Annotated in this window: 20 protein-coding genes and 1 other annotated feature (1 of these 21 cut by a window edge); of the genes, 6 read left to right on the top strand and 14 right to left on the bottom strand. The window is 55.5% G+C overall.

Features of this window, described 5'->3' with window-relative positions:
* Position 1 precedes the first annotated feature (1 nt).
* Together RTN40_RS01570 and osmB are read left to right on the top strand one after the other, a co-directional pair.
* On the top strand, positions 2 to 760 hold the full coding sequence (locus RTN40_RS01570; RefSeq protein WP_312226910.1) for a DNA-binding transcriptional regulator YciT: 759 nt from the start codon (positions 2 to 4) through the stop codon (positions 758 to 760).
* Positions 761 to 1,033: 273 nt separating this feature from the next.
* The gene (osmB, locus tag RTN40_RS01575) at positions 1,034 to 1,249 is read left to right on the top strand and encodes an osmotically-inducible lipoprotein OsmB (RefSeq protein WP_042394288.1); all 216 of its coding nucleotides are present in this window, start codon (positions 1,034 to 1,036) and stop codon (positions 1,247 to 1,249) included.
* Positions 1,250 to 1,380: 131 nt separating this feature from the next.
* Here the strand turns inward: osmB and yciH are convergent, their stop codons facing one another.
* The 5 genes from yciH to pgpB all read right to left on the bottom strand — a co-directional run bounded on the left by yciH (position 1,381) and on the right by pgpB (position 5,056).
* Positions 1,381 to 1,707, bottom strand: a complete 327-nt coding sequence (gene yciH, locus RTN40_RS01580; protein ID WP_312226911.1) for a stress response translation initiation inhibitor YciH — start codon at positions 1,705 to 1,707, stop codon at positions 1,381 to 1,383.
* Complete coding sequence (gene pyrF, locus RTN40_RS01585; RefSeq protein WP_312226912.1) at positions 1,707 to 2,444, bottom strand: orotidine-5'-phosphate decarboxylase; 738 nt, start codon at positions 2,442 to 2,444, stop codon at positions 1,707 to 1,709. Before pyrF ends, yciH begins: the two co-directional genes overlap by 1 nt.
* Positions 2,445 to 2,627: 183 nt before the next feature.
* Complete coding sequence (lapB, locus tag RTN40_RS01590) at positions 2,628 to 3,797, bottom strand: lipopolysaccharide assembly protein LapB (protein WP_312226913.1); 1,170 nt, start codon at positions 3,795 to 3,797, stop codon at positions 2,628 to 2,630.
* A 6-nt stretch (positions 3,798 to 3,803) separates the two neighbouring features.
* Complete coding sequence (locus RTN40_RS01595) at positions 3,804 to 4,133, bottom strand: LapA family protein (RefSeq protein WP_312226914.1); 330 nt, start codon at positions 4,131 to 4,133, stop codon at positions 3,804 to 3,806.
* Positions 4,134 to 4,288: 155 nt separating this feature from the next.
* Positions 4,289 to 5,056, bottom strand: coding sequence for a phosphatidylglycerophosphatase B (pgpB, locus tag RTN40_RS01600; RefSeq protein WP_312226915.1), 768 nt, complete (start codon positions 5,054 to 5,056; stop codon positions 4,289 to 4,291).
* 197 nt (positions 5,057 to 5,253) lie between these two features.
* Between pgpB and ribA the strand changes: the two genes are divergently transcribed.
* Positions 5,254 to 5,841: a GTP cyclohydrolase II gene (ribA, locus tag RTN40_RS01605; protein ID WP_312209535.1), complete on the top strand. Its 588-nt coding sequence runs from the start codon at positions 5,254 to 5,256 to the stop codon at positions 5,839 to 5,841.
* A 76-nt stretch (positions 5,842 to 5,917) separates the two neighbouring features.
* On the opposite strand, the gene acnA is transcribed toward ribA, so the two are convergent.
* The 5 genes from acnA to topA form a co-directional block, all read right to left on the bottom strand.
* Positions 5,918 to 8,590, bottom strand: a complete 2,673-nt coding sequence (gene acnA, locus RTN40_RS01610; RefSeq protein WP_312226916.1) for an aconitate hydratase AcnA — start codon at positions 8,588 to 8,590, stop codon at positions 5,918 to 5,920.
* 178 nt (positions 8,591 to 8,768) lie between these two features.
* Positions 8,769 to 8,936: a hypothetical protein gene (locus RTN40_RS01615; protein ID WP_312226917.1), complete on the bottom strand. Its 168-nt coding sequence runs from the start codon at positions 8,934 to 8,936 to the stop codon at positions 8,769 to 8,771.
* Positions 8,937 to 8,940: 4 nt separating this feature from the next.
* Positions 8,941 to 9,081, bottom strand: coding sequence for a YmiA family putative membrane protein (locus RTN40_RS01620; RefSeq protein WP_312226918.1), 141 nt, complete (start codon positions 9,079 to 9,081; stop codon positions 8,941 to 8,943).
* Between the two features lie 207 nt (positions 9,082 to 9,288).
* Complete coding sequence (cysB, locus tag RTN40_RS01625; RefSeq protein ID WP_042394307.1) at positions 9,289 to 10,263, bottom strand: HTH-type transcriptional regulator CysB; 975 nt, start codon at positions 10,261 to 10,263, stop codon at positions 9,289 to 9,291.
* A gap of 175 nt (positions 10,264 to 10,438) precedes the next feature.
* Positions 10,439 to 13,036 (bottom strand): type I DNA topoisomerase, encoded by a 2,598-nt coding sequence (topA, locus tag RTN40_RS01630; RefSeq protein WP_312226919.1) that lies wholly within the window; start codon positions 13,034 to 13,036, stop codon positions 10,439 to 10,441.
* 399 nt (positions 13,037 to 13,435) lie between these two features.
* On the opposite strand from topA, the gene RTN40_RS01635 reads away from it, so the two are divergent.
* Positions 13,436 to 13,687, top strand: a complete 252-nt coding sequence (locus RTN40_RS01635; RefSeq protein WP_312226920.1) for a YciN family protein — start codon at positions 13,436 to 13,438, stop codon at positions 13,685 to 13,687.
* Positions 13,688 to 13,728: 41 nt separating this feature from the next.
* Here the strand turns inward: RTN40_RS01635 and sohB are convergent, their stop codons facing one another.
* A complete protein-coding gene (sohB, locus tag RTN40_RS01640) occupies positions 13,729 to 14,775 on the bottom strand; it encodes a protease SohB (RefSeq protein ID WP_312226921.1) in 1,047 nt (348 codons plus the stop codon).
* Positions 14,776 to 15,024: 249 nt separating this feature from the next.
* Between sohB and RTN40_RS01645 the strand changes: the two genes are divergently transcribed.
* Together RTN40_RS01645 and cobO are read left to right on the top strand one after the other, a co-directional pair.
* Complete coding sequence (locus tag RTN40_RS01645) at positions 15,025 to 15,786, top strand: YciK family oxidoreductase (protein WP_312227198.1); 762 nt, start codon at positions 15,025 to 15,027, stop codon at positions 15,784 to 15,786.
* Entirely contained in the window at positions 15,783 to 16,373 is a 591-nt protein-coding gene (gene cobO, locus RTN40_RS01650; RefSeq protein WP_312226922.1) for a cob(I)yrinic acid a,c-diamide adenosyltransferase, read from the top strand. The genes RTN40_RS01645 and cobO overlap by 4 nt, the downstream gene beginning before the upstream one ends.
* Positions 16,374 to 16,400: 27 nt before the next feature.
* Here the strand turns inward: cobO and rluB are convergent, their stop codons facing one another.
* From rluB to rnm, 3 genes are all read right to left on the bottom strand, one after another.
* Positions 16,401 to 17,309, bottom strand: a complete 909-nt coding sequence (rluB, locus tag RTN40_RS01655; RefSeq protein ID WP_103820023.1) for a 23S rRNA pseudouridine(2605) synthase RluB — start codon at positions 17,307 to 17,309, stop codon at positions 16,401 to 16,403.
* A gap of 156 nt (positions 17,310 to 17,465) precedes the next feature.
* Positions 17,466 to 18,086, bottom strand: coding sequence for an L-threonylcarbamoyladenylate synthase (locus RTN40_RS01660; RefSeq protein ID WP_312209522.1), 621 nt, complete (start codon positions 18,084 to 18,086; stop codon positions 17,466 to 17,468).
* Entirely contained in the window at positions 18,083 to 18,982 is a 900-nt protein-coding gene (gene rnm / locus RTN40_RS01665; protein WP_409418504.1) for an RNase RNM, read from the bottom strand. The genes RTN40_RS01660 and rnm overlap by 4 nt, the downstream gene beginning before the upstream one ends.
* Positions 18,983 to 19,117: 135 nt before the next feature.
* Positions 19,118 to 19,142 (top strand) — a sequence feature (Trp leader region) (it continues 71 nt past the right edge of the window).

The raw sequence follows: 19,142 nt of genomic DNA on the forward strand, positions 1-19,142 counted from the left end.
AATGAATTCCCGACAACAAATTATTTTACAGATGGTGATCGATAAGGGCCGGGTTAGCGTAACCGATCTGGCGAAAACAACCGGCGTTTCTGAAGTTACCATCCGCCAGGATCTCAATACGCTGGAGAAGCAGAGTTATTTGCGCCGTACACACGGCTATGCCGTGCCGCTGGAAAGCGACGACGTAGAAACACGGATGCTCAATAATTTCGCCCTTAAGCGCGAGCTGGCAGAATTTGCTGCCTCTATGGTCGAGCCGGGTGAAACCATATTTATTGAAAACGGCAGCAGCAATGCGCTACTGGCGCGTACCCTTGCCGAGCAGAAAGATATCACCATTATTACGGTGAGCAGCTATATTGCTCATCTGCTGAAAGAAACGCCCTGTGAGGTGATCCTGCTCGGGGGCATCTACCAGAAAAAAAGCGAAAGCATGGTGGGGCCGCTGACGCGCCAGTATATTGCGCAGGTGCACTTCAGTAAGGCTTTTATCGGCATTGATGGCTGGCAGGCTGAGACCGGCTTTACCGGCCGGGATATGATGCGCGCCGACGTCGTGAACGCCGTGCTCGAAAAAGGCTGTGAGGCTATTATCCTGACCGACAGCTCCAAGTTTGGTGCGGTTCACCCCTACCCGCTTGGTCAGTACCATCCTTTTAACAGGGTGATCACCGATGACCGGCTTAATCCGGTCACGCAGCGCGAGCTGGAGCAGGCTGGCGTGCATGTTAATATTGTCAAATCTTCCCACACGCACTAACGCTTTTGAAGCCCACCGATGTGGGCTATCTCCCTCATCTATGAGACTTTTCTGACGTTCCAATTAAGACTTTTTACCTGTCTGGTTGACCAGCAAGAAGTAAAATTATGTTCAGCGATATAACAGGATGTAACTAACGCCCCGCTTGGTTTAAGCGTGGATATCGGTAACAACTGTGTAACATAATTTACGGAAAAAGACTTTAGTGTGTCATAACTGCACTATACTTAAAGAGATTTTTTTCCGTGGATCGAAATTTCAGGAGAAAGTATTATGATGTTATCAAGCAAAAAAGCAGCAACTGTCGTACTGGCTGTTACACTGGCAATGTCTCTGAGCGCATGTTCAAACTGGTCTAAACGCGACCGTAACACCGCTATCGGCGCGGGCGCCGGTGCAATCGGTGGCTCAGTCTTAACCGATGGCAGCACCCTGGGTACCCTGGGCGGCGCAGCGGTAGGCGGGATTATCGGTCACCAGGTCGATTAATTATACGACATAGCAGGTCTTTAAAAGAACGAATAAAGCGTTCTGGTAACGCCATAATACTTTCTTGCAGATCTGAATGACGCACTACAGACATAAGGCCACGGCAAACGCCGTGGCTTATTTATTTATGCTTAGCCACCCGCCAGCTTTACTTTCATTCCCTTAGCTTCCAGCAACGTTTTAAGCAGATCGCGCTTGTCGCCCTGAATTTCAATAACGCCCTCTTTTACCGATCCGCCGCACCCGCATTTTTTCTTCAGTTCGGCAGCCAGCTTATTTAGCGCTTCATCATCACCGTCAATGCCGGTGATCAGGCAGACGCCCTTACCTTTGCGCCCGCTGGTTTGCCGCTGAATACGCACGATACCGTCGCCTTTTGGCCGTTCTGGAGCCGCTTTTGGCTCGTCAATACGCCCGGTTTCGGTGGAGTAAACCAGACGGCTGTTGCTCTCTTTCATTACGCCCCCACGTTTAATGACGCGTTGATTGCGCTAAGCGTCTGGGCAGGATCGGCAGACTGGGTTACCGGACGGCCAATAACCATATAGTCCACCCCGGCCATCTGCGCCTGCTGAGGAGTCATGATCCGGCGCTGATCGCCCACCTCGCTGCCTTCAGGCCGGATCCCCGGCGTCACCAGCTTAAACTCATGCCCCAGCACGCTCTTAAAGCGCACCGCCTCTTGTGCAGAGCAGACGACGCCATCCAGGCCACACTGCTTCGTCAGTTGCGCCAGGCGTTCGGCGTGCTCGGCTGGCGTGCTGGTGATGCCCAGGTCAAGCAGATCGCTGGCTTCCATGCTGGTCAGAACCGTAACGGCAATCAGCAGCGGTGCGTCTTTACCAAACGGCACCAGTGCTTCACGGGCTGCGCTCATCATGCGCGCCCCACCGGAGGCGTGAACGTTGACCATCCAGACGCCAAGATCGGCTGCAGCGGCTACCGCATGAGCAGCGGTATTAGGAATGTCATGAAACTTCAGATCGAGAAACACGTCGAAGCCGCGCTGATGAAGATCGCGCACAAACTGCGGCCCAAAACGGGTAAACATCTCTTTGCCTACCTTCAGGCGGCAGTCGCCGGGATTAATGCGATCGACAAACTCCAGGGCGAGATCGCGGCTGGCATAGTCCAGGGCGACAACAACGGGAGAGTGGCACAGAGATGAGGAAGAAGCTGAAGCAGTAAACGTCATGACCAGACCTTCTTGTTGATGAGCACGCGCGGGCGCAAAAGGAATAAACGGGCAGCATTCTAACTGCGAGCGCGGAAAATTGACAGGGCGCATTTTTTCACTGGCAGACCTGATTAGGCTCGCTGCCGGAGATGATGTAATGACATTAAAGTATGTTGTAACTAAAAGGAGTGTTTTTTTAAATTACTGACCATCAAGGCCGCGAATAGGTTTCACCGTAGACCAGGCCCGGCAGGAAGGACAGTGCCAGTACATGGTGTAGGCCGTGAAGCCGCACTTTTGACAGCGGTAGCGTGGCTTGCTGCGGATTTGCTCTCCCACCATGTCACGCAGCGCCATCAGGCTCTCTTTCGCCCGTCCCTCTTCGGCATCGTGGAGGTGATAGTCCATCAGCTTATGGAAGACGCGCATCGTCGGATGACGCTGTAGCTGGCGGGTTACCGCCATCTGGGCCTGATCCTGCCCTTCACGCTGATCGATGATCTCTGCCAGCATCAAGTCGGCAGTTGCGCCAACGTTCTCTTCAACGCAACGGGTAAGAAACTCAGCCCACTCCGCATTTTTCCCCAGTTGGAGATAGCATGTCTGCAGCATCTCCAGTGTTTCGCTGACCAGCTCTTTATCCTGGTCGATCACCCGCAGCAGGCTCTCGACTGCTTTGGCGTAGTCGCCTTTGGCCATCAGCACCCGCCCCATCATTATGGAGATGCGCGGGCTGGTGCGATCGGCGGCGGCACCCTTTTTCAGCAGCGCCATGGCACGATCCATATCGTCGTTGCCCATCTGCTGCAGCGCAAGCTCGCAGTAAAAATGGGCAATTTCGCCGCGCTGTTTGTCTTTACCCAGTTTGACCAGCCGCTCGGCAACGTCGATTGCCTTTTGCCACTCGCTGGTCGCCTGGTAGATCTGCAGAAGCTGCTGCAGCGCCCCGATGCGAAAATCGGTTTCGTCCACCAGCTGGTTAAACATATCTTCGGCGCGATCGTACATACCCGCAGCCATATAGTCGCGGCCCAGCTGCTGAACCGCCAGCAGGCGCTGATCGTAAGAGAGGGAGGCGCTCTCCATCAGGGTTTGATGGATGCGTATGGCGCGATCCACCTCGCCCCGGGAGCGGAACAGGTTCCCCAGGGTAAGATGCGCCTCAACGGTGCCGGTATCCTCTTTCAGCATGTCGAGGAACAGATCCACCGCTTTGTCCTGTTGGTTACTGAGCAGGAAGTTGACGCCAGCCACGTAATCTCGTGACAGCCGGTTGGCCTCGTCCTGCTTTGTTTGTTGCGCACTTCTGCGGCCCATATACCAGCCGTAGGCGGCTGCTACAGGTAACAGCAGAAACAACAGCTCCAGCATAGCCTGTTATTCCTTGATGGCTGGAGTAGTAGCGGTCGTTGCCGTAACGCTATTCGTTGCAGGGGCAGTAGTGGCAGGCGCGATCTGCTGTTCGAGACGCTTAATCTTACGCTCAGCCCGCGACAGCGACACCCGTACGCGCAGCCAGAAAAGACCGCAGATCAGCCAGCCGATTGCAAAGCCCGCTGCGAACAGAACCGCCAGCAGCGTAGAGATACGATACTCTCCCTGCGCCAGCAGGAAATTGAACGTTACCTGTTGATCGTTTTGCGCACCCAGCGTGACGGAAACGACAAAGATTGCTAACACCAGTAAGAAAATGAGTAGATATTTCACATTACTTCCCGTTATGTGGCTTAGGGCGAATAAATTCTGTTCAACCTGCTGCATCCAGCCTTATAAACTACCATTTTCGCGCAGCAGACGAAATGGAAAACCGTGACATCCAGATGATGTAAGGCCAAAAAGCGGAAATTCAACGCTAAGTGGCCTTACTCATTTTTCTCTTCACGTTGGGCTATCTCTATGTCCTCTTTTACCGGCGGCGTTAGCGGCCCACAGAGGCGTTGCGCAAGCCAGGTCGCCAGGGTAACAAGAATACCGGAGATGAGCGTCGCCACCGCCAGATCCTGCGGCCAGTGCATGCCCAACAGCAGTCGGCTCCCCATCACCAGCACCGCCCATACCATGAGCGCAACGATGGTTACCGTCCGGCGGCGAGGCCATAGCAGGCCTACGCCCAACAGCGCCCAGCTGGCGGCAAACATGGTGTGGCCAGAGGGGAAGGCAAAACCGGTCTCTTTCTGCCAGTGCTGGCGTAAAAACTCAGGAACGTTGTCCTGCTCGGTAAGCTGCTCCTGAACCAGCGCGCCGCGCTCCTTACGCTTTAAAGTGTAGAACTCATCTACCGGAATTTGGTGAGTTTTTTCGAGCCAGACCACAAAGGGGCGTGGCTCCTGGGCCTGCGTTTTTACCCAGGATTTAACCCCCTGGCCAATAACAATCGCTCCACCGAGAATGGCAAACAGCATTAGCGCCGCCTTCAGACGAAAGCGTAGACACCACAGAAACCAGCCGCACAAAATCACGTGGGTAACGATCCCCCAGGGTTGGGTAACGGTTTCGGTGATCCAGTAGAGCATTTGAAGCCAGCCGCTGTGACCGCCGGGCTGCCAATGCCAGCCAAAGAGCCACACCAGCAGTGGCATGATCAGCAGAAGTCCTGTTCCAGCGGCAATCCGCCTTGCAATTGAGAGCATTTTCTTTCCCTTCCAATTAAGTGACACAATAATAACTGAAAAATAACAAGTTCGGCGGATTTGACGGATTTGTGCGCTTAATCTTTGTAAGCCACGGTGGCGATTAGTGAAGTGACGCGCCTTGTGGCAAAATGGGAGCAGAGAGAAAGCCTGAAGGCTACGGGCACAGAAAGTGCCAGCTTAATCTGGAGAATCACATGCAGCTTAAACGTGTGGCAGAAGCCAAACTGCCAACCCCCTGGGGCGACTTCCTGATGGTGGGATTTGAAGAACTGGCAACCGGACAGGATCACGTTGCCCTGGTTTATGGCGACATCTCTGGCCAGACGCCGGTGCTTGCCCGCGTCCATTCGGAGTGTTTGACCGGCGATGCCCTGTTCAGCCTGCGCTGCGACTGCGGTTTTCAGCTTGAGGCCGCCCTCTCCCACATCGCTGAAGAGGGTCGCGGCATCCTTCTGTATCATCGCCAGGAGGGGCGCAACATTGGTCTGCTGAATAAAATTCGCGCCTATGCGCTGCAGGACCAGGGCTTTGATACCGTTGAGGCCAACCACCAGCTGGGCTTTGCCGCTGACGAGCGTGACTTCACGCTGTGTGCGGACATGTTCAAGCTGTTGGGCGTGGATGAGGTGCGGCTGTTAACCAACAATCCGCGTAAGGTGGAGATCCTCACCGAGGCTGGAATTAATATCGTTGAGCGCGTGGCGCTGATTGTGGGACGTAACCCCAACAACGAGCACTACCTTGATACCAAAGCAGCTAAGATGGGTCATCTGCTGGGTTAATTGGCAGCGGGTAAACGCCGGGTGGCGGCATCCGCTTTACCCGGCCTATAGAACCCGTAGGCCGGGCATTGCTGACTTACAGCATATTACGGATCACATAGTGCAGGATGCCGTCGTTCTGATAGTAGGTAAGTTCGGTGCCGGTATCGATACGACAGCGGCAGTCAATAACCTCCTGGCTACCGTCCGCGCGGGTCAGGCGCACTGGAATAGTGGCTCCCGGTTTGAGCTGCGTCAGATTATCAACGTCGATCTTCTCTTCACCCGTCAGCCCCAGCGTTTTACGCGTCACGCCCTGAGGAAACTCAAGCGGCAGGATCCCCATCCCAATTAAGTTTGAGCGGTGAATACGCTCAAAGGACTCGGCAATGACGACGCGGATCCCCAGCAGGCGCGGCCCTTTAGCAGCCCAGTCACGGCTGGAGCCTGACCCATACTCTTTCCCGGCAATAACCGCCAGCGGCGTTCCCTCTTTCTGGTAACGCATGGCCGCATCGTAGATTGAGAGCACTTCGCTACCCGGCAGGTGCCGCGTCATTCCGCCCTCAACGCCCGGAACCATCTCGTTACGGATACGGATGTTTGCGAAAGTACCGCGCATCATCACTTCGTGGTTACCCCGACGTGACCCGTAGGAGTTGAAGTCCCGACGCTCGACGCCGTGACCCTGCAGATAGCGCCCGGCAGGGCTGTCGGGCTTGATGCTGCCCGCCGGCGAGATGTGGTCGGTGGTGACGGAGTCACCGAGCATCGCCAGGATCCGCGCCCCGTGAATATCCTCTACCGGCTTCGGCGTCGCCAGCATCTCATCAAAGAACGGCGACAGGCGGATGTAGGTCGAGTCATTCTGCCAGCCATAGGTGTCGGAATGCTCTACCTGGATCGACTTCCACTCGTCAGTGCCTTCGAATACTTCGGCATACTCTTTGCGGAACATGTCGGTAGAGACATGCTCGACGGCCCGGGCAATCTCACTGCCCGAGGGCCAGATATCCTTCAGGTAGACCGGATCGCCCTTCCGGTCATTGCCGATGGGATCGGTAGCCAGGTTGATATTCATATTCCCCGCCAGGGCATAGGCCACCACCAGCGGCGGCGATGCCAGCCAGTTGGTCTTAACCAGCGGATGAATACGCCCCTCAAAGTTTCGGTTACCGGAAAGCACTGCCCCCACGGTCAAATCGCCCTTCTTGATTGCCTGCTCGATAGGATCGGGCAGTGGACCAGAGTTACCGATACAGGTAGTGCAGCCGTAGCCCACCAGGTTGAAGCCCAGCTCATCCAGCCAGGGAGTAAGTCTGGCCTGGGCGAGATAGTCAGAGACCACCTTCGAGCCGGGTGCCAGGGAGGCTTTTACCCACGGCTGGCGTTTCAGCCCAAGCTCCACGGCTTTTTTCGCCAGCAGCCCCGCGGCCATTAGCACGCTTGGGTTGGAGGTGTTGGTGCAGGAGGTAATGGCCGCGATGACCACCGCACCGTCCGGCAGCTGATATTGATGCCCGTTCAGGGTATACTCTACCGCCTGCCGATCTTTCTGGGCATGGTTCAGCTCAAGCTCTGAGCTGGCGGCAAACGCCTTCGGTACTTCACTAAGCAGAACGCGATCTTGAGGTCGTTTTGGTCCGGCTACGCTTGCCTCTACGTCAGCCATATTCAGTTCGAGGGTGCTGGTAAAGACTGGCTCATCCCCCGGATTACGCCACATTCCCTGCGCTTTGGTATAGGACTCTACCAGAGCCACCTGCTCTTCGCTGCGTCCGCTCAGGCGCATGTAGTTGAGGGTAACATCATCGATAGGGAAAAAGCCGCAGGTTGCACCGTACTCCGGCGCCATGTTGGCGATGGTTGCGCGATCCGCCAGCGGGAGATGATCGAGACCGTCGCCGTAAAATTCGACGAATTTACCCACTACACCATGCTTACGCAGCATTTGGGTTACGGTCAGCACCAGGTCGGTAGCGGTGATCCCTTCGTTTAGCTTACCGGTGAGCTTGAAGCCGACAACGTCAGGAATAAGCATGGATACCGGCTGGCCCAGCATTGCTGCCTCGGCCTCAATGCCACCCACACCCCAGCCCAGTACGCCGAGGCCGTTAATCATGGTGGTGTGGGAGTCGGTGCCCACCAGCGTATCCGGATAGGCGACCCACTCCTTATCCTGTAGCTCGCTCCAGACCGCCTTCCCCAAATATTCAAGGTTTACCTGATGGCAAATACCCGTTCCCGGCGGCACTACGCTGAAGCGGCTGAAAGCCTGCTGGCCCCAGCGCAGAAACTGGTAGCGCTCGTGGTTACGCTCCATCTCCAGACGGACGTTCTCTTCAAAAGCGTCATCATCGCCAAAGTGATCCACGGTAACGGAGTGGTCGATCACCAGATCGACGGGAGAGAGCGGGTTAACTTTTGCGGTATCGCCGCCGAGGCGTTTAACCGCTTCACGCATGGCGGCCAGGTCAACCACGGCCGGCACGCCGGTGAAGTCCTGCATCAGCACCCTTGCCGGGCGATAGGCAATCTCACGGTCGGCGTGGGCAGACTGCAACCACCCGGCCAGAGCACGAATATCTTCTTCGGTAACGGAATCCTCATCCTGCCAGCGCAGGAGGTTCTCCAGCAATACTTTAAGTGACTTGGGTAAACGGGAAATATCCCCAAGCGCCTTTGCGGCCAGCGGCAGACTGTAATAGTGCCAGGTTTTGTTCTCTGCCTGCAACGTGTCCTTACTGGCTTCGCGTAGGGTAGACGACATAAGCTCCTCCTAATACAGAGTATCGATACCCTGACTGGTATCAGGGTCTGTATTAAAGATAACACAAACATGTCGTAACGTTTTGATAACAACCCAAATCGCTAAATTCCGTCCGTTTCTGGGCGGTAGATAGCAAAAAACCTCGCCAGGGCGAGGTTTCAAACGGACTGCATTGACGCTATTTTTTTGGCTTATCGTCAGCGAAAGAGTCAATAAACGCTTTCTGTGCCGCCGTCAGTTGCCAGCTGGCCGGGATCTTCACCGCCGTCTCGCGTTCACCCTGACGAGCATGTTTAGGGGACCGGCAGTGGTCTTGAACCGGATTTAACTGCTCGGTAGTTGCCATAGGCTTAACCCCAGAATTTCCAGATAATCAGCGCCACAATCGCCCAGAAGAAGGCCGAACCCAGAAATACCGCCAGCCATGCTTTACGCTTCAGCGCCGGATCCCTTTGCGATTCTTCACTTCCTGCAGGCATTGCTAACCTCACACAATCGACATCGCTTATCATATTGACACCGAACAATAGGTTTAAGTAATCATCAGATAGGACAAATCCTAAAGAAACTTTAGCCTAAAATCCAGCGAATTTACGAATCATTTCGAGTGAAATATTCGATGTTATGATCGCGAAGAGACTATTGTAGAAGGTAATTTGCGCTGCGCCACGTTAGCGACTACTTTTGTCGCCCTGCTATTATTTTTCCGGCAGCTTAATGTCGTGGAACATCGCTTCGATATCTTCGTTCGAACGCAGAGCGACGGCGGTATCCACAACATCACGGGTAAGATGCGGCGCAAAGCGCTGAATAAAGTCATACATGTAGCTGCGTAAGAACGTGCTGCGGCGGAAACCGATTTTGGTGGTGCTGTGGCTAAATACGCCTTGCGCATCCAGCTTAACCAGATCGGGATCGGAGATGGGATCCACCGCCATGCTGGCAATCACTCCAACGCCCAAGCCGAGACGGACATAGGTTTTGATCACATCGGCATCGGTGGCGGTAAACACGATACGCGGCGTCAGCCCAGCACGGTTAAAGGCAGTATCCAGCTCGGATCGGCCAGTAAAGCCAAAGGTATAGGTGACCAGTGGATACTGCGCCAGCTCTTCAATGCTCACTGACTGCTTGCCTGCCAGCGGATGATCTGGGGTAACCACGATAGAGCGGTTCCAGTGGTAGCACGGCAGCATCACCAGATCGTCATAGAGATGCAGCGCTTCGGTGGCAATGGCAAAGTCAGCGTTGCCTTTGGAGACCGCTTCGGCAATCTGGGTCGGCGATCCCTGGTGCATATGCAGCGACACGCGCGGGTAGCGTTCAATAAAGCCTTTGATCACATTAGGCAGCGCATAGCGAGCCTGGGTATGGGTAGTGGCAACGTAAAGCGACCCTTTATCAGGCCACGTGTGCTCCCCGGCGACGGACTTTATGGCCTCCACCTTGGAGAGCACTTCCCGGGCGATGCGGATGATCTCCTGTCCGGCAGGGGTAACCTGAGTAAGATGTTTACCGCTGCGGGCAAAAATCTGGATCCCCAGTTCGTCCTCCAGCATACGCACCTGCTTACTGATCCCCGGCTGGGATGTGTAAAGCCCTTCGGCAGTAGAAGAGACGTTAAGGTTATGGTTGACCACCTCAACAATATAGCGAAGCTGCTGTAGTTTCATGACGGACCATCCGATTTTGCGCACACGGCATCGTTTAAGACGATTTAATAATAAGAGAGGAATTAGCTATAACCACTATATCATTTATATCTACAGTGTATAGATATGAACAAAAAATAATAATGTCGTTATAAGAAAGGGCCGGATAACCGGCCCTTCAGGAGGTAACAGCAGATTACTTTTTAGCTTCTACCCATTTGCCATCGATAAAGAAAGCGGACCAGCCAGTGGCCTTACCCTCTTTCTCAGAGGCAACGTACTGCTGCTTGGTCTTGCGGCTAAAGCGGACCATGGTCTTGTTTCCGGCAGGATCCTGCTGCGGCGCATCGGCCAGATAGCGCAGCTTCTCTGGCAGACGATCGCGGAAGCGATACAACTCCTCCACAAGCGGAGCACGGGTTTCACGCGATTTCGGGAAGGTGTTCGCCGCCAGGAAGACCCCGGCCGCACCGTCACGCAGCACGAAATAAGCATCTGACTTCTCGCATGGCAACTCCGGCAGCGGAACCGGATCTTCTTTCGGCGGTGCAACTTCGCCGTTACGCAGGATCTTACGCGTATTTTTACAGTCGTCGTTGGTGCAGGCCATGTATTTGCCGAAGCGCCCCATCTTCAGGTGCATCTCGGAACCACACTTCTCGCACTCCACAATCGGGCCGTCGTAACCCTTGATGCGGAACTCACCCTCTTCGATCTCGTACCCGTCACAGGTGGGGTTGTTACCGCACACGTGTAGCTTGCGTTTCGGATCGATCAGATAGCTGTCCATCGCCGTGCCGCACTTCACGCAGCGGCGTTTCGCACGCAGGGCGTTAGTTTCGGCATCATCACCCTCCAGCACGTTGAGAACTTCGTTCTCTGGCACCAGGTTGATGGTGGTTTTGCAGCGCTCTTTTGGTGGCAGCGCATAGCCTGAACAGCCCAGGAAGACGCCGGTGCTCGCCGTGCGGATCCCCATTTTTCGTCCGCAGGTCGGGCAGTCAATGCTGGTGAGCACCATCTGGTTCGGGCGCATGCCGCCCTCCTCCGGATCCTGCTCGGCTTTCTCTAGCTGCTTGGTAAAGTCGCTGAAGAAGTTGTCCAGCACGCCCTTCCATTCGGTTTCGTGATTCGCTACCTGGTCAAGGCTGTTTTCCATCTGCGCGGTGAAGTCGTAGTTCATCAGCTCGCGGAAGTTCTCTTCCAGACGATCGGTGACGATCTCCCCCATCTTCTCTGCGTAGAAGCGGCGGTTTTCAACCCGCACATAGCCGCGATCCTGAATAGTCGAGATGATCGACGCATAGGTAGATGGGCGACCAATGCCGCGTTTTTCCAGCTCTTTAACCAGCGAAGCTTCGCTAAAGCGCGCCGGCGGCTTGGTAAAGTGCTGCGCCGGCGTCAGCTCAATCAGCGACACCACGTCACCTTTATTGACCGGCGGCAGGGTGCGATCTTCATCGCCCTTGCGCAGCGCAGGCATCACCTTCGTCCAGCCGTCAAAGCGCAGCGTACGGCCACGCGCCTTCAGGCGGAACTCGCTTGCTTCCACGGTCAGCGTGGTGGAGTCGTACTGGGCCGGCGTCATCTGGCAGGCCACGAACTGCCGCCAGATCAGCTGATAGAGCTTCTGCGCGTCGTTTTCCATATCCTTTAGCGACTCGGCTACCACCGCCACGTCAGAAGGACGAATTGCTTCGTGCGCCTCCTGCGAGTTCTCTTTGCTGGTGTACTGGATCGCGCTCTCCGGCAGGTATTTCTTGCCAAAGTTTTCGGTAATATAGCTGCGAGCCATGTTCACCGCGTCCTGGCTCAGGTTAGTTGAGTCGGTACGCATATAGGTGATGTAGCCTGCCTCATAGAGACGCTGGGCCATCATCATGGTTTTCTTCACGCCAAAGCCGAGACGCGTGCTTGCCGCCTGCTGCAGCGTCGAGGTGATAAACGGCGCGCCCGGCTTGCTGCTGGTCGGCTTATCTTCCCGATCGGCTACGGTGTAGCGAGCTTTCTCCAGCAGGCTAACCGCCGACATAGTCTGCTCGCGGTTAACCGGACGGAACGGTTTGTCCTGCTGATGCGTCACCTGCAGCGCCAGCGAGTCACCGGCCGGGGTCGCGACGTTGGCGTCCACTTCCCAATACTCTTCCGGCACAAAGGCTTTGATTTCGCGCTCGCGCTCCACCACCAGCCGCACGGCAACGGACTGAACGCGTCCGGCAGAGAGGCCACGAGCGATCTTTTTCCACAGCAGCGGAGAGACCATGTAGCCAACAACGCGGTCCATAAAGCGGCGCGCCTGCTGGGCGTTAACGCGGTCGATATTCAGCTCACCCGGCTTTTCGAACGCCTGGCGGATGGCATTCTTGGTAATTTCGTTAAATACGACGCGGCTGTAGCGCGTCTCATCGCCCCCGATCACTTCCCGCAGGTGCCAGGCAATGGCTTCCCCTTCGCGGTCAAGGTCGGTTGCGAGATAGATATGATCGGCTTTTTCGGCCAGCGATTTCAGCTCAGAGACCACTTTCTCTTTGCCAGGGAGCACTTCATAGCGCGCATCCCAGCCGTGCCATGGGTCAACGCCCATACGATTGACAAGCGCGCCACGTTCATCCTTTTTGGGCTTTTTAGCCGTTTTGGTGGAGGCAGAGTCAGCGCTCTTTTTGGCGGCTGAGCCACTGGTCGGCAAATCGCGGATATGACCGACGCTGGACTTAACCACGTAGTCATTACCCAGATACTTATTGATCGTTTTGGCTTTTGCCGGGGACTCAACGATAACGAGAGCTTTACCCATATTCACCTTTACCTAATTTGATTCTTCCAGGAATACGCCGCACGTTGACTCACCATCCCCTGGCGACGTGCCTCAGATATAGCGGCGACGTCACTGGATATCAACCCCTTTTCATAACCAGCCGCTGAAATTCAGACTTCCAGGTGACTGAGTTAACAGGTTTTTCCGCGCCTGAGGGGATGAGAACGACGAACTTAAGGTCGAATGTCAAGCAAATCTGTTGCCAGATTGACGAAAGCGCACACTCTACCTGATAAAATTTGTTACGCAACTTTATTAGCATGCAACAGTGGATCGTGCCAACGGTCGGACAGGGTAAAAGCCCTCTTGATAGCAGGGAATATTTGCCCCATTTATCCCCCTGGACGTAGAATGGCGACACCGTTTAAGGAGGCAACTATGCAAGAGTCAGTTCAACCGATCGATCGTCAGTCACTGCTGGCGAAAGCGAATGAGATTATCCGCGAGCATGAGGATTATGTGCAGGGTATTGAAGCCACAAACGTTACCGAACGTAACGGCGTTCTTATTTTCAGCGGCGACTATTTTCTTGATGAACAGGGTCTGCCTACGGCGAAAAGTACGGCGGTATTTAACATGTTTAAGCATCTTGCCCACGTACTGTCGGAAAAATATACGTTGGCTGAATAAACAGAGCGAGGCATTACGCCTCGCTCATGCTTTTCCTTTATCTATAGCAGCGGCTTTTCACCACGCTGCCACCAGCGCAGCAGCAGCCGGTCGGCACTTTCTGCCGCGCTGCTGGTAAAGCGATCCATGAGTTTTTTGCGGCGGGTGTAGCGAACGCCGATCACCTCGAACTCCTTGATCAGGCTAAGCAGCAGCTCGTCGCTGGTCCCCACCTCATCTACTAGCCCCTTCTCCTGAGCCTGCACGCCGTACCAGTGTTCACCGGTGGCCACGGACTCAATATCTAATGAAGGACGCATCTGCTTAACGAATGATTTAAAGAGATCGTGGGTCTCGTTCAGGCTTTCGCGGAACTTCTGCCGCCCCTCTTCGGTGTTCTCCCCAAGCAGGGTCAAGGTGCGCTTATATTGACCAGCAGTATGTAATTCAATATCGATATCTTTGCTTTTCAGAAAGCGATTCAGGTTGGGGATCTGGGCCACAACGCCGATGGAACCCACAATGGCAAAGGGTGCGGCCACAATCTTGTCTGCCACGCAGGCCATCATATAACCACCGCTGGCAGCAACCTTATCCACAGCGACGGTAAGCGGAATGTTCTTATCGCGCAGACGTTGCAGCTGGGATGATGCCAGACCGTAGCCGTGAACGACGCCGCCAGGGCTTTCGAGACGCAGCACCACGCGATCTTCAGGTTTAGCCACGGTGAGCACGGCGGTGATCTCTTCACGCAGGCTGCTGACCTCATGCGCATCCATACTGCCTTTAAAATCCAATACGTACGCACGCGCTTTGTTGGAGACCGCCGGTACGCCAAGCTTCGCGCTGGCCTTCGCCTCTTTGGCCTCCTGCTTAGCACGCTTCTTCTGCGCCTTGTGCCAGAGCTTCTGCCGGTGCGTATCGAGCAGAGAGACGGAAAGATCCTCCTGCATCTCTTTATATTGCTCGCTTAAGTTTGTGACGCGTAGTTCCCCACGCTGGCGTTTGCGCTGCGTCAGGTTAACGATAAGCATCGCCACGACGGCGATGGCAATCACCACCGTCACAATCTTGGCTAAAAACAACCCATATTCAGATAGTAATTCCACGCATACCACCTCGGTTAAACCACTCAACGTAAAGGCCAGTGTACATGACCCTGCCCGCATCGTCTTCTGCCGTCGTATGACGTTACGTGCCATCCTGCTGATTTTTTTACTCTGTAAGAACTTGAAAAGGTTCAAAGCACGAATGCGGGAGCTTGATGATTGAATTAAGCGGCAGTTTAAGGCATAAAGCCCTCAAGACCCGATCCTGTGAAACGACGCCTGGATGAACGAGAGCGCAAAGGAGAAACCGTGCACTACCAGCCAAAACGAGATTTATTAGAGAACCGCATTATTCTGGTGACCGGTGCCAGCGACGGTATTGGCCTGGAGGCCGCCCTGACCTATGCCCGCTACGGCGCAAAAGTGATCCTGCTCGGCAGAAATGAAGAGAAGCTGCGGGCTGCGGCCCAGCGCATTGAGCAGCTCGGGGGGAAAACCGCCCGCTGGTATACGCTGGACTTAGCCACCTGCACGCCGGAGCACTGCCAGCAGCTGGCCGCCCAGATTGAGGCTGCGGTTCCACGCCTTGATGGCGTACTGCATAATGCGGGGATGCTGGGGGATATCTGTCCGATGGATGAGCAGAAGCCGGAGGTGTGGGATCAGGTGATGCAGATCAACGTCAACGCCACCTTCTATTTAACCCAGGCGCTTCTTCCTTTATTACTCAAATCGGAAGCTGGATCGCTGGTGTTCACCTCCTCAAGCGTAGGCCGTCAGGGACGCGCTGGCTGGGGGGCTTATGCGGTCTCCAAATTTGCTACCGAAGGCATGATGCAGGTGCTGGCCGAGGAGTATCAGAGCAAGCATCTGCGAGTTAACTGCATCAACCCTGGCGGTACGCGGACAAAAATGCGCGCCAGTGCATTTCCGTCGGAAGACCCACAAAAATTAAAGACCCCGGCTGATATCATGCCGCTCTACCTATGGCTGATGGGTGATGACAGCCGTCGCAAAACCGGCATGAGCTTTGATGCTCAGCCAGGACGCAAACCGGGGATTGCACAATGAGTGAAGAGCGTTACCAGCAACGACAGCAGAAAGTGAAGGATCGCGTGGATGCGCGCGTTGCCGCCGCCCAGGACGAACGCGGGATTATTATCGTCTTTACCGGCAATGGCAAAGGCAAAACAACCGCCGCCTTTGGTACCGTGACCCGTGCGGTGGGCCACGGTAAAAAAGTTGGCGTGATCCAGTTTATTAAAGGCACATGGCCCAACGGCGAGCGTAACCTGCTGGAGCCGCACGGCGTCGAATTTCAGGTGATGGCCACGGGCTTTACCTGGGACACACAGAACCGCGAGTCCGATACCGCCGCCTGTCTGGCGGTATGGGAGCATGCCCAGCGGATGCTGGCCGATGAAACTTTGGATATGGTGGTCCTGGATGAGCTGACCTATATGGTGGCCTATGACTATCTGCCTTTAGAGACGGTGCTCAACGCCCTGCGCGAGCGCCCGGCACAGCAGACGGTGATTATCACCGGCCGCGGCTGCCATCGCGATATTCTGGAGTTGGCCGATACGGTGAGCGAGCTGCGCCCGGTCAAGCACGCCTTCGACGCGGGCGTGAAGGCGCAGATAGGCATTGATTACTAAATGAGAAAGGGGCCGAGGCCCCTTTTTTTATGCTTTACTGTTGCGGGTGCTGGAGCGGCGGTTACCGCTTGCAGGACGACCGCTAGCCGGACGCGCGCTGCCGGTCTGGCTGTGGCGTTTAACTGCCCGGCGGATCTGATTCGCCTTCATGCGGCGGCGGTCTTTCTCTACCGCCACCTTGGATTCGGTTTCCGGCGTTAACTCCACCAGCTCGCGCAGATAGTTGGTCTGAGCCAGGTCCAGTTCGGTATAACCACCGCGCGGCAGCCCTTTCGGCAGCAGAATGTCACCGTAACGCACGCGAATAAGACGGCTCACCTGCACGCCAACGGCTTCCCACAGGCGACGCACTTCGCGGTTACGCCCTTCGGTCAGCGTGACGTTGTACCACTGGTTGATACCTTCCCCGCCGCTGAACTTGATAGTCTTAAACGCTGCCGGGCCATCTTCCAGCTGCACGCCACGAGAGAGATCGCGGATCTTGTTCTCTTCAACCTGGCCAAACACGCGCACGGCGTATTCACGCTCCACTTCACGGCTGGGGTGCATCAGCCGGTTAGCCAGCTCACCGTCGGTGGTGAACAGCAGCAGGCCGCAGGTGTTCACGTCCAGACGGCCAACGGCAATCCAGCGCGCCCCGCGCAGTTTCGGCAGGCGATCGAACACCGTCGGACGTCCTTCCGGATCGTTACGGGTACAGAGTTCACCTTCTGGTTTGTAGTAGGCCAGCACGCGGCAGATCTGCTCAACGGACTCTTTAACAGAGATAAGATGGCCGTCGATACGGATTTTCAGGCCCGGGATCACCTCAACGCGGTCGCCCAGGGTAGCGATTTTACCGTCGACGCTGACGCGCCCGGCTGCAATGATCGCTTCGATTTCACGGCGGGAGCCGTGGCCAGCGCGGGCCAGCACTTTTTGTAATTTTTCGCTCATGGCGCTTCCTTCAGGTGTCGCCTTCACAGGCGTCTGGATAGGTGCAAAGGACACTCTATTTCTTGGGCGCACATACTACACGAATTTTAAATGAAATGCTGTAGCGCCCCAGGTTAATTTTTAAACACCAGGACGCTGTGGTGATGTTACCAAAGCTTACAGGAACGGGGTCACGTCGCCTACGCCTTCGCGGATCACTTCCGGCGAGTCATCGGTCAAATCGACCACCGTAGTAGGCTGCTGTCCGAGATAGCCGCCATGAATAATGAGATCCACGTGCTTCTCCAGACGATCTTTGATCTCTTCCGGATCGGACTCGGTGAAGTCGCTGCCGGGGAGCATCAGCGAGGTGGAGAGCATCGGCTCGCCCAGCGTCTCCAGCAACGCCAGTGCGATAGGGTTAGACGGGACGCGCAGGCCGATGGTTTTACGCTTCTCCTGGAGCAGACGGCGCGGCACCTCTTTCGTTCCCTTGAGAATAAAAGTGTAGTTGCCCGGCGTATTGTTCTTGATCAGGCGAAACGCCACGTTATCCACAAAGGCGTAGGTTGAAAGCTCAGAAAGATCCCGACAGACCAGGGTAAAGTTGTGGCCGTCCGGCAGCTGACGAATGCGGGAGATACGCTCCATCGCCCCTTTGTCTTCGATTTTGCACCCCAGCGCGTAGCCGGAGTCGGTGGGATAGACGATCACCCCGCCCTTACGCACAATCTCCACTGCCTGGTTAATCAGGCGCGGCTGGGGATTATCCGGATGCACATAAAAAAACTGACTCATACTTCCCTCTCATTATGTTGAGGCTGTTCCCATAGCTGCCATACCCCTTCCACGCCTGCGGGTAGCCACAGTTTGCGGCCCAGTTCAATCCATGGGCAGGGTTGATGAAAATCCGACCCCTGCGACGCCATGAGACCAAACTGTTGCGCATACGCAGCAAGCTGGGTGCGCTCGTTGGGCGCCTGCTGGCATTGCGCGACTTCCATCGCATCACCGCCCTGTTCGGCAAAGTGTGCCAGCAGCCTTTTCAGCCATTTAGCGCTCAGGTCGTAGCGCCCAGGATGGGCCACTACCGCCTTGCCGCCAGAATGATGAATCACATCAATAGCTTGTTTTATTGTACACCACTGGGGCGGAACGTATCCGGTTTTACCGCGCGCCAGGTACTTTTTAAATACGCCCGCCACGTCGCTGGCTTTGCCGCTCTCAACAAGGAAACGGGCAAAGTGGCCACGGGTCACCGCTCCGCCGTTGGCGAGGCGCAGCGCCCCTTCCCACGCGCCAGGAACGTGGGCCTTCTCAAGGCGCTCGCCAATCTGCATGGCGCGCTGCTGACGCCGCGCCTTTTGCTCCTCAAGCAGCGTTACCATCGCCGGGTGCGCAATGTCGATATTCAGACCAACAATGTGGATCTCGTGGTTCTCCCACAGGGTAGAGATCTCCACGCCGTTAATCAGCGTCAGGTTCAGGCCTGCACGTAAAATCTCAGCCCGGGCGGCGGCAATGGCTGAGGTGGTGTCGTGATCGGTGATCGCCAGCGTGCCGACGCGCATCTCAACCGCGCGGTGAACCAATTCTTCCGGGGAGAGCAAGCCGTCTGAGGCCTGAGTGTGAGAGTGAAGGTCATAAATAATGGCGTAATTCGTGTCGCTCAAAGCGGCTCCCGTAGGGTGTATCTCATTTAGCGCCCTATCATAACGGTTACGCAGCAAATTCTGAAATCAGGGGTTGACTTTATTCTCATGAACCAGTTAACTAGTACGCAAGTTCACACAACGAGGTATCTGAAAATGTTCAACCATTATACGCTTATCCGCTGGTGGCACTCCTCCTGAA

It is taken from the genome of Pseudescherichia sp., from assembly GCF_031987975.1.
Lineage (GTDB): Bacteria > Pseudomonadota > Gammaproteobacteria > Enterobacterales > Enterobacteriaceae > Pseudescherichia.

What these genes read in the sequence shown, in the direction of transcription:
- yciH (WP_312226911.1), bottom strand. Translation starts at nt 1,707, where the DNA reads ATGAAAGAGAGCAACAGCCGTCTGGTTTACTCCACCGAAACCGGGCGT.
- rluB (WP_103820023.1), bottom strand. Translation starts at nt 17,309, where the DNA reads ATGAGCGAAAAATTACAAAAAGTGCTGGCCCGCGCTGGCCACGGCTCC.
- acnA (WP_312226916.1), bottom strand. Translation starts at nt 8,590, where the DNA reads ATGTCGTCTACCCTACGCGAAGCCAGTAAGGACACGTTGCAGGCAGAG.
- RTN40_RS01570 (WP_312226910.1), top strand. Translation starts at nt 2, where the DNA reads ATGAATTCCCGACAACAAATTATTTTACAGATGGTGATCGATAAGGGC.
- lapB (WP_312226913.1), bottom strand. Translation starts at nt 3,797, where the DNA reads ATGCTGGAGCTGTTGTTTCTGCTGTTACCTGTAGCAGCCGCCTACGGC.
- cysB (WP_042394307.1), bottom strand. Translation starts at nt 10,263, where the DNA reads ATGAAACTACAGCAGCTTCGCTATATTGTTGAGGTGGTCAACCATAAC.
- ribA (WP_312209535.1), top strand. Translation starts at nt 5,254, where the DNA reads ATGCAGCTTAAACGTGTGGCAGAAGCCAAACTGCCAACCCCCTGGGGC.
- RTN40_RS01660 (WP_312209522.1), bottom strand. Translation starts at nt 18,086, where the DNA reads ATGAGTCAGTTTTTTTATGTGCATCCGGATAATCCCCAGCCGCGCCTG.
- pgpB (WP_312226915.1), bottom strand. Translation starts at nt 5,056, where the DNA reads ATGCTCTCAATTGCAAGGCGGATTGCCGCTGGAACAGGACTTCTGCTG.
- osmB (WP_042394288.1), top strand. Translation starts at nt 1,034, where the DNA reads ATGATGTTATCAAGCAAAAAAGCAGCAACTGTCGTACTGGCTGTTACA.
- cobO (WP_312226922.1), top strand. Translation starts at nt 15,783, where the DNA reads ATGAGTGAAGAGCGTTACCAGCAACGACAGCAGAAAGTGAAGGATCGC.
- RTN40_RS01635 (WP_312226920.1), top strand. Translation starts at nt 13,436, where the DNA reads ATGCAAGAGTCAGTTCAACCGATCGATCGTCAGTCACTGCTGGCGAAA.
- RTN40_RS01615 (WP_312226917.1), bottom strand. Translation starts at nt 8,936, where the DNA reads ATGGCAACTACCGAGCAGTTAAATCCGGTTCAAGACCACTGCCGGTCC.
- pyrF (WP_312226912.1), bottom strand. Translation starts at nt 2,444, where the DNA reads ATGACGTTTACTGCTTCAGCTTCTTCCTCATCTCTGTGCCACTCTCCC.
- topA (WP_312226919.1), bottom strand. Translation starts at nt 13,036, where the DNA reads ATGGGTAAAGCTCTCGTTATCGTTGAGTCCCCGGCAAAAGCCAAAACG.